The organism is Streptomyces sp. TP-A0356 (assembly GCF_001417775.1).
Classification (GTDB): domain Bacteria; phylum Actinomycetota; class Actinomycetes; order Streptomycetales; family Streptomycetaceae; genus Streptomyces.
This window is the reverse complement of the sequence record NZ_BBZJ01000044.1, coordinates 1-16,849: the sequence shown is the minus strand read 5'-3', so window position 1 is coordinate 16,849 and position 16,849 is coordinate 1. Positions and strand designations below refer to the sequence as shown.

Below are 16,849 nucleotides of genomic sequence, written 5' to 3'. Positions count from 1 at the left end.
GAAGGATCCGACGGACCCGGACGCATCGCGTCGTCCCGGTCGTCGAAGAGTGCGGGAGTGAGGACCGAAGCCGCCGGAATCCCCGGTCGGGTCCGGTGGCAGCGGTGGCGGTGGGGTGAGACCGGGCCGCGTCGGACGGGCCCGTGCTATTGCGCGTCGGGTCCGTAGACCTCGACCGCGTCGGAGACTCGCCGGACGTGAATGCAGTCGCCAGGGCACTTCTCGGCCGAGTCCGCGACGTCGTTCAGGAGGTCCAGGGGCACCCGCGTGGTGGCTCCGGGCTCCTGCAGCAGCTCGTCCTCGGGGCTCTTCACATACGCGAGGCCATCGATGTCGAGTTCGAATATCTCGGGCGCGTACTGGGCGCAGATACCGTCACCGGTGCACAGGCCCTGGTCGATCCAGACTTCGAGGTCCTGTTCGTTGGTCGTGTGCGAGGACATTTCCACCTGCCTGCCGAATGGGTCGGGGAGTGCGCGGACGGGCACAAGTTGGGGGCGCTTGCGCGACGGCGCCTCAGCCGTCGCCGGGGCGCCGCCGTGCGAAGAAGGGAGGGGCCGGAGCCGAGGGGCGGGGCCGCCGGCTCACACGCGCATGGGCTGTGGCTCGTCGCGGCGCGCCGGGTCCGGGCCCTCGTACTCGCGGATGATCTCGTACCGTGTGTTCCGCTCCACCGGACGGAAGCCCGCGTCGCGGATCAGGTCGAGCAGGTCCTCCCGGGTCAGCTTGTTCGGCGTGCCGAAGTCGTCCGCGTCGTGCGTGATCTTGTACTCGACGACCGAGCCGTCCATGTCGTCGGCGCCGTGCTGGAGGGCCAGCTGCGCGGTCTGCACGCCGTGCATCACCCAGAACACCTTGACGTGCCGGACGTTGTCGAACAGCAGACGCGAGACCGCGAAGGTCTTCAGGGCCTCCGCGCCGGTCGCCATCTGCGTCCGGGCCTGGAGGCGGTTGCGGACCTTGCCGTCCTTCACGTCCACGAAGTCGTGCTGGTAGCGCAGCGGGATGAAGACCTGGAAGCCGCCGGTCTCGTCCTGGAGTTCACGCAGCCGCAGCACATGGTCCACGCGGTGGCGCGGCTCCTCGATGTGGCCGTACAGCATGGTGCACGGGGTCTTCAGACCCTTCTCGTGCGCCAGGCGGTGGATGCGCGACCAGTCCTCCCAGTGCGTCCTGTGGTCGACGATGTGCTGCCGGATCTCCCAGTCGAAGATCTCCGCGCCGCCGCCGGTCAGCGACTCCAGACCGGCGTCGATCAGCTCGTCGAGGATCTCGGAGGCGCTGAGCCCGGAGATGGTCTCGAAGTGGTGGATCTCGGTCGCCGTGAACGCCTTCAGCGAGACGTTCGGCAGGGCGGCCTTCAGCTCGCGCAGCGAGCGCGGGTAGTAGCGCCACGGCAGGTTCGGGTGCAGGCCGTTGACGATGTGCAGCTCCGACAGGTGCTCGTTCTCCATCGTCCTGGCGAGCCGGACCGCCTCCTCGATGCGCATCGTGTACGCGTCCTTCTCCCCCGGCTTGCGCTGGAAGGAGCAGTAGGCGCAGGACGCCGTGCACACGTTGGTCATGTTGAGGTGACGGTTGACGTTGAAGTGGACCACGTCACCGTTCTTGCGGGTCCGCACCTCGTGCGCGAGGCCGCCCAGCCAGGCCAGGTCGTCCGACTCGTACAACGCGATGCCGTCCTCGCGGGACAGCCGCTCACCGGAGAGGACCTTCTCCTCCAGCTCGCGCTTGAGCCCAGCGTCCATTGCCGGGAACCTCCTCGGTCAGTGCCTGGCGGCACACGTGGTGAGTGGGAGCACGCGGCAGGGCACGTGACTCGTCATGCGGGTGCCCGCGTCGTACCGACTCGTGCGACCGGCGGGCCACTCGTCCGGCCGGGGAGGCCGGCCGGACGAGCGAACTGCCCCGTCCGGCGCGACTTCGGCGCGCCGTCCGTCCCCGGACGAGACAGGGACCCGGCGGGAACCGCAACCCCCGGGCCCCTGGGTCGACAGGCATCGACGCCGCGCCGGGTGGGGCGCTCTCATCCTTGCGGAGGGCAGTCTGGGGAAAACCCCACACCCGCAACGGGTTTCCTGGAACCGGACCATCCGGCCCGCCGACGCCGGCCCCTGACGAGACCCTCACCGACCCCATGGCAGAGAAAGAGGCGAGCGCATGACGCCACCACTCACCCTGGCGCACTCATCGTGCCCCAACGACACGTTCGTCTTCCACGCGTGGACGCACGGTCTGGTGCCCGGTGCGCCCGCGGTCGAGGTGACCCTGGCCGACATCGACATCACCAACGGCCTCGCCGAACGGGGCGAACTCGATGTCCTGAAAGTCTCCTACGGCGTCCTGCCGTACATCCTCGGCGCGTACACGCTGCTGCCCTGCGGCGGTGCCGTCGGACGCGGCTGCGGGCCGCTCGTCCTGGTCGGGGAGCCCGGGGACCCCACCGCCCTGTCCGGAGCCCGGATCGCCGTACCGAGCACCCGATCCACGGCCTACCTGCTCTTCCGGCTGTGGGCGGCCGGCGCCGTGCCCGCAGGAGTGGGCGAGATCGTCGTCATGCCCTTCCACGAGATCATGCCCGCCGTGCGCGACGGCCTCGTGGACGCCGGACTCGTCATCCACGAAGCCCGTTTCACCTACGGTCAGTACGGGCTGCACTGTCTGGCCGACATGGGCGAGGAGTGGGAGAAGCAGACCGGACTGCCCATCCCGCTCGGCGCCATCGTCGCCAAGCGCTCCCTCGGCGACCGAGTTCTGCGGGAACTCGCCGACGCGCTACGGGCTTCGGTGCGCTTCGCCTGGACGACCCCCGAGACCTCCCGTGCCTATGTCCTCGCCCAGGCACAGGAGATGGAACCAGCCGTCGTCGATCAGCACATCGACCTGTACGTCAACCCATTCACGGCGGAACTCGGCGAGGAAGGCCACCAGGCAGTTCGCGCTCTCCTCGACCGCAGCGCCGAAGAGGGACTCCTCCCACCCGTCGCTCCCGGCGCCCTCGACCTGAGGGCCGAGCCCTAGCCCCCCGTCAACGCTAGAAGTTCTCTTAGAGCCGGTCGGCGCGGGTCAGCGGGAGCACACGCCCCTCCTCATAATCGGCCGTGAGGGCATGCCCCGCGGACCAGGCCGAGGCGCCGGCCGCCCGGGACGCCCGCGCCTGCGTCCGCACGGCGAGGAACGCCACCCCTCCGCGCCGTGGCTGCCGCCCGTGCGACCACCGGCGAGATCTCGTGCCCGCTGTCGAAGGGAAACCGATCCGTGAGCGAGGACAGGATTCGCGAGTTCCTGACGCGCGTCACCAACGACCTCCAGCGCACCCGTAGCCGTCTGCGGCAGGTCGAGGCGAAGGCCACGGAACCCATCGCCGTCGTCTCCATGAGCTGCCGTTACCCCGGCGATGTGCGCACCCCGGAGGACCTGTGGCGGCTGGTCGACACGGGCACGGACGCCGTCTCCGGCTTCCCCGAGGACCGCGGCTGGGACGTCGACTCGCTCTACGACCCCGACCCGGCGCGCCCAGGCACGTGCTACACCCGCGAAGGCGGATTCCTCCACGACGCCGCCGACTTCGACGCCGACTTCTTCGGCATCTCGCCGCGCGAGGCGCTGGCCACCGATCCCCAGCAGCGGCTGCTCCTCGAGGTCGTCTGGGAAGCCCTGGAACGGGCCGGCCTGCGCCCCGTCGACCTCCGGGGCAGCGACACCGGCGTGTTCGCCGGCGTGATGTACAACGACTACGGCTCCCGCTTCCCCGAGCCGCCCCCCGGACTGGACGGATACATAGGCAACGGCAGCGCCGCCAGCATCGCCTCCGGCCGCATCTCCTACACCTTCGGCTTCGAAGGCCCGGCGCTCACCGTCGACACCGCCTGCTCCTCCTCCCTGGTCTCGCTGCACCTCGCCGTCCAGGCGCTGCGCGCGGGCGAGTGCGGCCTCGCCCTCGCGGGCGGCGTCGCCGTCATGTCCACCCCGGTCACGTTCCTGGAGTTCAGCCGACAGCGGGGGCTGTCACCGGACGGCCGGTGCAAGTCCTTCGCGGAGGCCGCCGACGGCACAGGCTGGGGCGAGGGCGCCGGCATGCTCCTGCTGGAACGGCTCTCCGACGCCCGCAGCAACCATCACCCGGTGCTCGCCGTGATCCGCGGTTCGGCGGTCAACCAGGACGGCGCGAGCAGCGGACTCACCGCGCCCAACGGCCCGGCCCAGCAACGGGTCATCCGTTCCGCCCTGGCCGCGGCGGGACTGCGGCCCGCGGACGTCGACGCGGTGGAGGCCCACGGCACGGGCACCACCCTCGGCGACCCGATAGAGGCGCAGGCCCTCCTCGCCGCCTACGGTCAGGAGCGCCCCGCGGACCGCCCGCTGTGGCTGGGTTCGCTGAAGTCCAACATCGGTCACACGCAGGCCGCCGCGGGCGTCGGCGGCGTCATCAAGATGGTGCAGGCCCTGCGCCACCGCAGGCTGCCCCGCACCCTGCACGTCGACGCCCCCTCCAGCACCGTCGACTGGACCGAGGGAAACGTCCGGCTGCTGACCGAACCCGTCACGTGGACCGACCCCGGCCGGCCGCGCCGCGCGGGCGTCTCCGCATTCGGCGTCAGCGGCACCAACGCCCACGTCATCGTGGAGGAGGCACCCGCCGAGGACCCCGTGACCGCGCAGGAGACGCGGCCCGAGCCCTCGGTCGTCCCCTGGCTGCTGTCCGCACAGACCCGCGAAGCCCTGGAAGCCCAGGCCCGCGCCCTGCTGACCCACCTCGGTTCCCACCCGACGGACGACGACCACGCCGTCGCCCACACGCTGGCCGTTCGGCGGACCCTCTTCGAGCACCGAGCGGTGGTACTCGGCCAGAGCCACGACACACTCATCGGCGGCCTCAAGGCACTGGCGACCGGAGAGACCGCCGCCCACGTCGTCGTGGACACGGCACGCCGGGGCGGCAAGACAGCCTTCCTGTTCTCGGGTCAGGGCGCACAGCGGCCAGGGATGGGCCGGGGGTTGTACGGGGCGTTTCCGGTGTTCGCGGAGGCGTTCGACGCGGTGGTGGCCGAGGTCGGCGAGGAACTGCGTGAGGTGGTCTTCGGTGAGGATGCCGGGCTGCTGAACGAGACGCGTTGGGCGCAGCCCGCGTTGTTCGCGGTCGAGGTGGCGTTGTTCCGCCTGGTGGAGTCCTTCGGGGTGCGCCCCGACTACCTGGTGGGGCACTCCATCGGTGAGCTGGCGGCCGCGCATGTGGCCGGGGTGATGTCCCTGGCGGACGCCTGCCGGCTGGTGGTGGCCCGTGGCCGGCTGATGCAGCAACTGCCCTCCGCGGGCGCCATGTTCGCGGTGGAGGCCACGGAGGACGAGGTCGTGGCGCTGCTGGCCGGCCGCGAGTCCGACGTGTCCGTCGCGGCGGTCAACGCACCGCGCTCGGCCGTGGTCTCGGGCACCGAGGCGGCGGCCGCGGCCATCGCCGAGGAACTCGCCACCATGGGCCGGCGCACCACCCGGCTGCGGGTCAGCCACGCCTTCCACTCGCCCTTGATGGAACCGATGCTGGACGACTTCCGGGCGGTCGCGGCAGGCATCACCTACGCGCCGCCGCGGATCGCGGTGGTCTCCAATGTGACCGGGCATGTCGCCGCTCCGGGCGAGTTGGAGTCCCCGGAGTACTGGGTCCGGCACGTCCGGGAGGCGGTCCGCTTCGCGGACGGGGTGCGCCGGCTGGAGGAGCACGGCGTCACCCGGCTCGTCGAGATCGGCCCCGACGGCACCCTGACCGCCCTGGCCCAGGCCGGCCTCACCACGCCCGACGCCGATCCCCTCCTGGTACCCGTCCTGCGCAAGGACCGGGAGGAGCCCGTCGCCGCACTGGGAGCCCTGGCCGCACTCCACGCCCGCGGTGTGAGCGTCGACTGGTCGACGCTCCTGCCCGGCGACCAGCCGACGGTCGACCTGCCGACGTACGCCTTCCAGCGCCGCCGCCACTGGCTGGACCCCGTGGCCCCCGGAACCGCGCACCGCACGGGCCACCCCTTGCTGACCGCCAGTATCAGCCTCGCCGAGTCGTCCTCACTCATATGCACCGGACGGCTGTCCCCCCGCACCCATCCGTGGCTCGCGGACCACACCGCGTTCGGCCTCCCCGTGCTGTCACCCGCCGTGTTCACGGACCTCGCCCTGCACGCCGGTCGCCTGATCGGCGCCCATCACCTCGCCGACCTGGCCGTCGACGTCCCCCTTCCCATGCCGGACACCGGTGGCTTCGAGATCCAGACCGTCGTCGACGCCACCGACGAGGACGGCCGATGGGACGTCACCGTGCACGCCCGCCCCCTGGGCACGGCCGGTGACGAGGCGGACGCCCCCGGTATCGAGCGCCCCTGGCGACGGCACGCCCACGGCACCCTCCTCCAGGTTCCCCACCCGGACCCGGAACCCATGGACCAGGCCCCCGCGACATGGCCGCCCGCCGACGCCATCCCGGTCGACGTCGACGAGCTCTACCGCACCCTCGACGAGAGGGGCAGCACCGCCGCGGACCACCGCTCGCTGACCGGCGTATGGCGCCTCGGCGAGGAGATCGTCGCCGAGGCGGCGCTCCCCGAACCGCAGCGCGCCGACGCCGACCGGTACGCCGTGCACCCGTCGCTCATCGACGGGGCCCTCACCACGCTGGCAGCACTCGGATCGCCCGCACCGCACCTCCTCACGTGGTCCGGACTCACTCTGCACGCCGACGCCGCGGAATCCGTACGGATCCGCATCCGGCCCCGCCCGGACGGCACCGTCTCGCTGAGCCTCCTCGACGGCACGGGCGCCCCCGTCCTGACCGCGCGGGCCCTCACCGTCCGGCCGCTCACGGAGACCGAACTGCCCACGCTTCCGACAGCCGCCGACAGCGACCTCTACACGGTCGAATGGCTCCCGTCCGACCAACCCGTGCAGCCCCGGCCCATGGACATCGCCGTCCACGGGGGCCCCGACGACCTCCTCGACGCCCTGCGCGACCGGACGGACCTCCCCGATCTCGTCGTCGTGCCCTGGCACACCCCGGCCACGGCCCGTACCGACCTGGCGCAAGCCGTCCACACGGCCACCGCCGACGCCCTCGCCCTCCTGCAGCAGTGGCTGGCCGACGACCGCCACGCCCGGTCCCGCCTGCTGGTCCTCACCCGGGGAGCGGTCGCCGTCACCGACGACGAGACCGTCACCGACCTCCCCGCGGCCGCGGTACGGGGCCTCGTCCGGTCCGCCCAGTCGGAGAACCCCGGCCGGATCCTGCTCCTGGACACCGATGCCGACGCGCTGACCGCCGACGAGATCGCCGCCGCCGTGGCGCACGGCCGGCCCGACGTGGCGCTGCGCGCCGGACGTGTCCTCGAACCCCGTCTGACGCGCCGCACCGATCCCGCCGAACCGTCCACCCCCGCGGCCGCCTTCGACCCGGAGCGCACGGTTCTGGTCACCGGCGGCACCGGCACCGTCGGTGCGGCCGTCGTACGGCATCTCGTGGCCCAGCACGGCATGCGGCACCTCGTCCTCGTCGGCCGACGGGGCGCCGACGCCCCCGGTGCCGCGGAGCTGGCAGCGGACCTCGTCGCGTCCGGCGTCCGGCTCACCGTCGCCGCCTGCGACGTCGGTGACCGGGAGGATCTCGCCGCCCTTCTGGACACCCTCCCGCCGGAGCGACCGCTCGGCGCGGTCGTGCATGCCGCCGGCGTCCTCGACGACGGCGTGATCACCTCCCTCACCCCGGACCGGCTCGCCACGGTGTTGCGTCCCAAGGCCGACGCCGCCGTACACCTCCACGAACTGACCCGCGACCGCGGCCTGTCGGCGTTCGTCCTGTTCTCCTCCGCCGCGGCGACCTTCGGAGGCCCCGGCCAGGGCAACTACGCGGCCGCCAACGCCTTCCTCGACGCGTTCGCCGGTCACGCCCGGTCCGAGGGACAACCAGCCGTGACCATCGCCTGGGGCCTGTGGGAGCAGGACAGCACCATGACGAGCGGCATCGGCACGGCCCGGCGCGGACGCATCGGCCGCAGCGGCGTCGGCGCCCTGCCCACCCGGGACGCCCTCGCCCTCTTCGACCGCTGTCTCTCCCCTGGCAAGGGCATCCCGGTCCCGCTCCGCCTCGACACAGCCGTCCTGCGCAGGGGGCGCGAAGAGCTCCCGCCGCTCCTGCGCTCCCTGACGGGTCGTCCGTCCCTGCGCCAGGCCGCCCCGAATGGCACGGCCACGACGACGACCGGAGGGGCCCTCGCCGCGCTGCCGGAGGTACAACGCGCCTCGGCGGTACGGGACTTGGTGCGCACCATCGTGGCCGGCGTTCTCGGTCACGACTCAGGCGCACCGCTGGACCTCGACCGGCCCTTCCGCGAACTGGGCTTCGACTCCCTCACCGTCCTGGAACTGCGCAACGCCCTGACCAGCGCCACCGGCCTCTCCCTGCCCGCCACGCTGGCCTTCGACCATCCGACCCCGGCGGCCGTCGCGGACCTCCTGCTCGGCGAGATGACCCCTGTGGGGCGGAGCACGGCCGAAACGGCCCCCGCCCGGCACGGATCCGCGAGCGACCTCACGCACGATCCCGTCGCCATCGTGGGCATGGGCTGTCGCTTCCCCGGTGGCATCGAGAGCCCCGAGCAGCTCTGGGAACTGCTCATCAGCGGCGACGACGCCATCACCGACTTCCCCCGCGATCGCGGCTGGGACGTGGAGCGCCTCTACGACCCGCACCCGACGGCACGGCGCGAAGGCACTTCGTCCACCTCTCGCGGTGGCTTCCTGACCGGAGTCGGCGCCTTCGACGCGGACTTCTTCGGTGTGTCGCCGCGGGAGGCGGTGGCGATGGATCCGCAGCAGCGGTTGCTGTTGGAGGTGTCGTGGGAGGCCGTGGAGCGGGCCGGAATCGACCCCCGTTCCCTGCGGGGACGTCACGTCGGGGTCTTCACGGGGACCAACGGCCAGGACTATGTCCAGGTCCTCCACACCGCGAAGGAGAACGCGGAGGGCTACCTCGGGACCGGGAATGCGGCGAGTGTGGTGTCGGGCCGGGTGTCGTATGTGCTGGGGCTCGAAGGCCCCGCGGTGACGGTGGACACGGCGTGTTCGTCCTCCCTGGTCGCCCTGCACTGGGCGATCCGCGCGCTGGCCGCGGGCGAGTGCGAGATGGCTCTCGTCGGTGGCGCGACGGTGATGTCGACGCCGGGTGCGTTCGTGGAGTTCAGTCGGCAGGGTGGTTTGGCGGGGGATGGGCGGTGCAAGGCGTTTGCGGAGGGTGCGGATGGTACGGGGTGGGGTGAGGGTGTGGGTGTGTTGGTGGTGGAGCGGTTGTCGGATGCGCGTCGTCGTGGTCATCGGGTGTTGGCGGTGGTGCGTGGTTCGGCGGTGAATCAGGATGGTGCGTCGAATGGTTTGACGGCGCCGAATGGTCCGTCGCAGCAGCGGGTGATCCGTGCGGCGTTGGCGAGTGGGGGTTTGTCGGCGGCGGATGTGGATGTGGTGGAGGCGCATGGTACGGGGACGGTGTTGGGTGATCCGATCGAGGCGCAGGCGTTGTTGGCGACGTACGGGCAGGGGCGGTCGGTGGATCGGCCGTTGTGGTTGGGGTCGGTGAAGTCGAACATCGGTCATACGCAGGCGGCTGCGGGTGTGGCGGGTGTGATCAAGATGGTGTTGGCGTTGGAGCGGGGGGTGTTGCCGGCGACGTTGCATGTGGATGCGCCGTCGTCGCACGTGGACTGGGATGCGGGTGCGGTGCGTCTGCTGACGGAGCGCCAGGTGTGGCCCGAGACGGGAGAGCGTCCGCGGCGTGCGGGGGTGTCGTCGTTCGGGTTCAGTGGCACCAACGCTCACCTCATCCTGGAAGGCGCGCCTGACGAGAGCTCCGTGCACACCACGGCGGGACAGGTCGTCGAGGAAGGGGTGGTGCCGTGGGTGGTGACCGCGCGCGGCAGCGCGGCGCTCCGGGCCCAGGCCGAGCGGTTGTCGGCCCATCTCCAGGACCATCCGGAACACACCGCCGTCGGCATCGGTCTGTCGCTCGCCGCCACCCGCACGGTCTTCGAGCACCGCGCGGTGGTGCGGGGCGCGGACCGCGCTGAGCTACTGGCCGGCCTGTCCGCCCTGGCCGAGGGCGGGTCGCTGCCGAACGTGACCCAGGGCCTCGCCACCGAAGGTCGGCTGGCGTTCTTGTTCTCGGGTCAGGGTGCGCAGCGGCTGGGGATGGGCCGGGGGTTGTATGAGGCGTTTCCGGTGTTCGCGGAGGCGTTCGACGCGGTGGTGGCCGAGGTCGGCGAGGAACTGCGTGGGGTGGTGTTCGGTGAGGATGCCGGGCTGCTGAACGAGACGCGGTGGGCGCAGCCCGCGTTGTTCGCGGTCGAGGTGGCGTTGTTCCGGCTGCTGGAGTCCTTCGGGGTGCGCCCGGATTACCTGGTGGGGCATTCGGTCGGTGAGTTGGTGGCTGCGCATGTGGCGGGGGTGTTGTCGTTGGCGGACGCCTGCCGGCTGGTGGTCGCCCGTGGTCGGTTGATGCAGGAGTTGCCGTCGGGTGGGGTGATGGTTGCGGTGGAGGCTGCGGAGGAGGAGGTGTTGCTGCTGCTGGCGGGCCGTGAGGGGGAGGTGTCGGTGGCGGCGGTGAACGGGCCGCGTGCGGTGGTTGTTTCGGGTGTCGAGGCGGCCGTGGCCGAGGTTGTGGAGCGTTTGTCCGCGTTGGGTCGTCGTACGAGCCGTCTGCGGGTCAGTCATGCGTTTCATTCGCCGTTGATGGAGCCGATGTTGGAGGAGTTCCGTCGGGTCGCGGAGAGCATCGACTACGGGTCGGCGCGGATGGCGGTGGTCTCCAATGTCACCGGTGAGGTCGCGGATGGTGGTGAGTTGGGGTCGGCGGAGTACTGGGTGCGGCATGTGCGGGAGGCGGTGCGGTTCGCTGACGGGGTTCGGTGGCTGGCCGGTCATGGTGTGACGCGGTTCGTGGAGGTGGGGCCGGACGGGACGCTGACCGCTCTCGCCCAGGCCTGTGTTCCCGAGGAGCGGGAGGCGCTCTTCGTACCCGCCCTGCGCAAGGACCGCGACGAGCCGGACGCCCTGCTCCAGGCGCTGGCCGGTGTGTTCGTGCACGGTGGCCCGGTCGACTGGCCGACGCTGTTCCAGGGAACCGATGCGCACCCCGTCGAGCTGCCGACGTACGCCTTCCAACGCGACTGGTTCTGGCCCGAGCCGAAGCCGTCACCTTCGGCCGACGGTACCGGGGACGCGGCGTTCTGGGATCTCGTGGAACGGGGCAGCGCCCATGACCTGGCGGTCGCGCTCGGTGTCGAACCGGGAGTGCTCGACAATGTCGTAGACGCCCTGTCCGCCTGGCGCCGCGGACAGATCGAGCGGTCGACGGTCGACGGCTGGCGCTACCGCGTGGGCTGGGAACCGGTTCGCAACCTGTCGCCGGCGGTCGCGGAGGGGCGATGGCTGCTGCTGCACCCGGCCGATGACACCGGCTTCCCCGGCATCGAGGACCACCTGCCGGGCCTGGAGCGGCTGAGCTTCGCCCCGGATGCGGTCCGTAGTGAGCTGGCCCGCACCATCTCGGACGCCGCGGCGGGCGAGGCCGTGGCCGGTCTGCTGGCGGTGCCCGGTCGGCCGGAGACGGCACTCGCCCTGGCGCAGGCGCTGGGGGACAGCGGTGTCACCGTTCCGTCGTGGTGGCTGACCCGGGTCGCCGTGGCGGTGGGGCACTCTTCCGACGGGGCCGTGGTTCCGGAACAGGCCGCGGTGTGGGGCCTGGGCCGGGTGGCCGCACTGGAGCACCCGGAGCGACTCGGTGGCCTGGTCGACGTGCCGGAGCGGGCGGATCGCCGTGAACTGGCCCGAGTCGCCGCCGTGGTGACGTCCGGTGCCGAGGACCAGGTCGCCGTGCGCGGCGGAGAGGTCTTCGCCCGCCGTCTCCTCCACGACTCCGCGCCGTCCCGACCGGCGTCCGGCTGGGGCGTGCCCCACCGTGCCCTCGTGACGGGCGGGACGGGAGCGCTTGGTTCCCGGGTGGCCCGCTGGCTCGCCGGGCAGGGGGTTCGAGAACTGGTACTCACCGGCCGACGGGGTGCCGACACTCCCGGCGTGCCGGAACTCAGGGCGGAGCTCGCGGAGTTGGGCGCGGAACAGGTGCACGTCGAATCCTGCGACATGGCCGATGCCCAGGCAGTTACGGAACTGCTGCGGCGCCACGAGGTCGACGCTGTGTTCCATGCCGCGGGGATGCCGGACGCCACGCCGCTCGACGAAGTGGACGACGAGCATTTCGTGGACGTCTGGTCCGCCAAGGCGAACGGCGCGGCACACCTGGACGCGGCTTTGGGCGACCGGCATCTGTCGGCGTTCGTGGTGTTCACGTCGATCGCGGGTGTGTGGGGCAGCGGGGGACAGGCGACGTATGCGGCGGCCAATGCGTATGCGGATGCCTTGGTGGAGGGGCGTCGGGCGCGTGGTCTGGTGGGGACCGCGGTGGCGTGGGGGCCATGGGGCGGTGGGGGGATGGTGTCGGATGCCGGGGCCGTGGACTTGGCGCGGCGTGGTTTGCGGGTGATGGACCCGGAGCGGGCGTTGGCGGGATTGGGGCGTGCGCTGGAGTGTGGTGATACGGCGGTGGTGGTGGCGGACGTGGACTGGGAGCGGTTCGTTGCGACGTTCACCAGCCGGCGGTCGAGTCCGTTGCTGACCGCTCTTCCCGAAGCCGCCGCCGTCCTGGCGGGCGAGGACAGGGGCGAGGACGGGGCGGCGGACACGTCGACCAGCCCGGAACTGGTGCGACGCCTGTCCGGTCTTCCGGAGCAGGAGCGTCGGCGTGGTCTGCGCGAGCTGGTGCGTGACCGTGCCACAGCCGTCCTGGGCCGCACCGACGGCCGAGCCATCGACGTCGGCCGCGCGTTCCGTGACATCGGCTTCGACTCGCTCACCGCCGTCGAACTACGCAACCAGCTCAACGCCGAAACCGGGCTTCGGCTGCCGAGCACCCTCGTCTTCGACCATCCGACCTCCCGGCACCTGGCCGATCATCTCCACGACGAGCTGTTCCCGGACCCGGACCCGGAGACCGGCACGGACGGCGCGCGGGCCGACGGCCCCGCCGATCCCGACGAGGACGTCCTGCGCGGCCGGATCGCCAGGATTCCCCTGTCCCGGTTGAAGGAGAGCGGCCTGCTCGCTGGCCTGATGGCGCTCGTGGAGCCGGAGCAAGCGCACCAGTACGCCGCCGCCGACCCCGGTCCCGGCCAGGAAGCGGCGGACACCATTCACACGATGGACGTCGACGACCTCGTGCAGTTGGCCCTGGGCGACACGTCCCACTGATTCGCCCCCCGGCAACGCCTCCCACCCCCACCCCACCCTGAAGCCCGAAGCACAGACAGTGGAGTTGAGTATGGCCACCTCCGAGGAGCGCGTCGTCGCGGCTCTGCGCGCATCGCTGCTCGAGAACGAGCGCCTGCGCAAGCAGAACGAGCAGCTGACACGCGCGGCGACCGAGCCCATCGCCATCGTGGGGATGGCCTGCCGTTACCCGGGCGACGTCAACTCTCCCGAGGACATGTGGCACCTGGTCTCCGAGGGCATCGACGCGATGACGGAGTTCCCCGACGACCGCGGCTGGGAATGGGACGACGACGAGCCGGGCGCGTCCGCCTCGCATGGTGGATTCGTCAGGTCGGCCGCGGAGTTCGACGCCGCGTTCTTCGGTATCTCGCCACGCGAGGCCCTCGCCATGGACCCGCAGCAGCGGCTCACACTGGAGGCGTCGTGGGAGGCCCTGGAGCGAGCCGGCATCGATGCCGGCGGCGTCCACGGCAGTCGTACCGGTGTCTTCATCGGATGCAGCAACCAGAACTACGGGTCCGCAACCGGCCGGCACCTGCCTGAGGGCATCGAGGGCCACCTGCTCACCGGGAATGCGGCGAGCGTGGTGTCGGGCCGGGTGTCGTATGTGCTGGGGCTCGAAGGCCCCGCGGTGACGGTGGACACGGCGTGTTCGTCGTCACTGGTCGCCCTCCATCTGGCGGCGCAGTCGCTGCGGTCGGGAGAGTGCGACCTTGCACTCGCGGGTGGGGTCACCGTCATGTCCACCCCCGACGTCTTCCTCGAGTTCGATCGGCAGGGTGGTTTGGCGGGGGATGGGCGGTGCAAGGCGTTTGCGGAGGGTGCGGATGGTACGGGGTGGGGTGAGGGTGTGGGTGTGTTGGTGGTGGAGCGGTTGTCGGATGCGCGTCGTCGTGGTCATCGGGTGTTGGCGGTGGTGCGTGGTTCGGCGGTGAATCAGGATGGTGCGTCGAATGGTTTGACGGCGCCGAATGGTCCGTCGCAGCAGCGGGTGATCCGTGCGGCGTTGGCGAGTGGGGGTTTGTCGGCGGCGGATGTGGATGTGGTGGAGGCGCATGGTACGGGGACGGTGCTGGGTGATCCGATCGAGGCGCAGGCGCTGTTGGCGACGTACGGTCAGGGGCGTGCGGTGGATCGGCCGTTGTGGTTGGGGTCGGTGAAGTCGAACATCGGTCATACGCAGGCGGCTGCGGGTGTGGCGGGTGTGATCAAGATGGTGTTGGCGTTGGAGCGGGGGGTGTTGCCGGCGACGCTGCATGTGGATATGCCGTCGTCGCATGTGGACTGGGACGCGGGTGCGGTGCGCGTGTTGACGGAGCGCCGGGTGTGGCCGGAGACGGGAGAGCGTCCGCGGCGTGCGGGGGTGTCGTCGTTCGGGCTGAGTGGCACCAACGCTCACCTCATCCTCGAAGCACCGGCCGAGCACACCGAGCACACCCAGCCGTTCGAGCCGATCGAGTCGGTCCAGCCGGTCGAGCCGGTCGAGCCGGATTCTGACGACGTGGCGCCTCTCCCGGCGATCCCCTGGGTGCTGTCCGGCCACGGGGCCGACGCCCTACGCGCCCAGGCCGGACAGTTGTTGGCCTGGTGCCAAAAGAACCCAGACCTCGAACCCGCCGACATCGGCCTGTCGTTGGCCACGACTCGCTCCACTCTCCAGAACCGAGCCGTGGTGATGGGTGAGAGCCGTGATGAGCTCATCCACGGCCTGATGGCCCTGACCGACGACATGGCAAGTCCGCATACGGTGACCGGCTCCGCGGCCGGACCGGCCCAGCTCGCATGCCTCTTCGCCGGCCAAGGCGCACAACGTCTTCAGATGGGGTGGGAGCTGTACGACGGCTATCCGGTGTACGCGGAGGCCTTCGACTCCGTCTGCGCTCACCTGGATCTGGAACTGGACCGTCCGCTGCGCGAGGTCGTCTTCGGTGAGGATGCCGGGCTGCTGAACGAGACGCGGTGGGCGCAGCCCGCGTTGTTCGCCGTTGAGGTGGCGTTGTTCCGGCTGCTGGAGTCCTTCGGGGTGCGCCCGGATTACCTGGTGGGGCATTCGGTCGGTGAGTTGGCGGCTGCGCATGTGGCGGGGGTGTTGTCGCTCGCGGATGCGTGCCGGCTGGTGGTGGCGCGTGGTCGGTTGATGCAGGAGTTGCCGTCGGGTGGGGCGATGGTTGCGGTGGAGGCTGCGGAGGAGGAGGTGTTGCTGCTGCTGGCGGGCCGTGAGGGGGAGGTGTCGGTGGCGGCGGTGAACGGGCCGCGTGCGGTGGTTGTTTCGGGTGTCGAGGCGGCCGTGACCGAGGTTGCGGAGCAGTTGTCCGCGCAGGGTCGTCGTACGAGCCGTCTGCGGGTCAGTCATGCGTTTCATTCGCCGTTGATGGAGCCGATGCTGGAGGAGTTCCGTCGGGTCGCGGAGAGCATCGACTACGGGTCGGCGCGGATGGCGGTGGTGTCGAATGTGTCCGGGCGGCTTGCGGATGTCGGTGAGTTGGGGTCGGCGGAGTACTGGGTGAGGCATGTGCGGGAGGCGGTGCGGTTCGCTGACGGGGTTCAGTGGCTGGCCGGTCATGGTGTGACGCGGTTCGTGGAGGTGGGGCCGGACGGGACGCTGACCGCTCTCGCCCAGGCCTGCGTGACCCCGGAGACAGGAGATGAGCCGGTCTTCACATCGGTGTTGCGCCGTGAGGGCTCCGAACCGGTCGCTGTCCTGAGGGCATTGGCCCGGTTGTACACCACCGGAGGCGCGGTTCGCTGGCCGGTGGCCTTCGCCGGAACCGGGGCGAAGATCGTGGAACTGCCGACGTATGCCTTCCAACGGCAGTGCTACTGGCCAGAATTCGCCACTCCGTCGGCACCTGCCGCCGCGGGCGCCGTGGATACGGCGTTCTGGGACTTCGTCGAGAACGAGAAGGCGCACGAGCTGGCGTCGGTTCTGGGCGTGGACGAGGAGATACTCGGCGAGGTGGTTCCGGCGCTCTCCGCGTGGCGCCGCGAACAGGCTGAGCGGTCCACGGCCGACGGCTGGCGCTACCGCGTGACCTGGGAATCGTCCTCTGGGGTGGCCGTACCTCCGGGAACGACCACCAAGGGCCGTTGGCTACTGCTGCACGCCTCCGACGGGCCGGGGCTCCCGGGCCTCGACGAGTTCGTCTCCGGCGTCGAGTACGTCCGGTGCGACGCACAGGACCGCGAAGGGCTGGCCGCCGTGCTGACGGAGGCCGCGAAGGGCGAGCCCCTGTCCGGAGTGATCTCCTGCCTCGCCGCCTCGCACGCGGGACTCGGGGTCACCATGGCCCTGGTGCAGGCGCTGGGTGATGTCGGTGTGCCGGCGCGGTTGTGGCTGGTGACGTCCGGGGCGGTTGCGGTCGGTGGCTCCTCCGAAGACGTGATCGATCCTGAGCAGGCCGCGCTGTGGGGTCTGGGCCGGGTTGCCGCGTTGGAGCACCCGGACCGGTGGGGTGGTCTGCTGGACCTGCCCACGGACCTGGACCGCGAGGCGTTGGCCGCT

3 protein-coding genes and 2 pseudogenes are annotated in these 16,849 nt (G+C 71.1%); 3 read left to right on the top strand and 2 right to left on the bottom strand.

The genetic code is table 11. From position 1 onward, the window contains the following. Positions 1–146 precede the first annotated feature (146 nt). Positions 147–443, bottom strand: coding sequence for a ferredoxin (locus tag ASC56_RS35990; protein WP_055495822.1), 297 nt, complete (start codon positions 441–443; stop codon positions 147–149). A gap of 141 nt (positions 444–584) precedes the next feature. Continuing rightward, a complete protein-coding gene (gene mqnE, locus ASC56_RS35985) occupies positions 585–1,748 on the bottom strand; it encodes an aminofutalosine synthase MqnE (protein ID WP_055495821.1) in 1,164 nt (387 codons plus the stop codon). A 412-nt stretch (positions 1,749–2,160) separates the two neighbouring features. Here mqnE and ASC56_RS35980 point away from each other — a divergent pair, with 412 nt between their 5' ends. The 3 genes and pseudogenes from ASC56_RS35980 to ASC56_RS35970 form a co-directional block, all read left to right on the top strand. After that, positions 2,161–3,021: a 1,4-dihydroxy-6-naphthoate synthase gene (locus ASC56_RS35980; RefSeq protein WP_199836163.1), complete on the top strand. Its 861-nt coding sequence runs from the start codon at positions 2,161–2,163 to the stop codon at positions 3,019–3,021. Positions 3,022–3,273: 252 nt separating this feature from the next. Further along, positions 3,274–13,326 (top strand): annotated as a pseudogene (locus ASC56_RS35975) (type I polyketide synthase); the annotation flags it as partial. A 76-nt stretch (positions 13,327–13,402) separates the two neighbouring features. Next, a pseudogene (locus ASC56_RS35970) lies at positions 13,403–16,849 on the top strand (type I polyketide synthase); the annotation flags it as partial.

Coding starts and splice junctions, on each gene's coding strand:
- ASC56_RS35990 (WP_055495822.1), bottom strand. CDS start 443: ATGTCCTCGCACACGACCAACGAACAGGACCTCGAAGTCTGGATCGAC.
- mqnE (WP_055495821.1), bottom strand. CDS start 1,748: ATGGACGCTGGGCTCAAGCGCGAGCTGGAGGAGAAGGTCCTCTCCGGT.
- ASC56_RS35980 (WP_199836163.1), top strand. CDS start 2,161: ATGACGCCACCACTCACCCTGGCGCACTCATCGTGCCCCAACGACACG.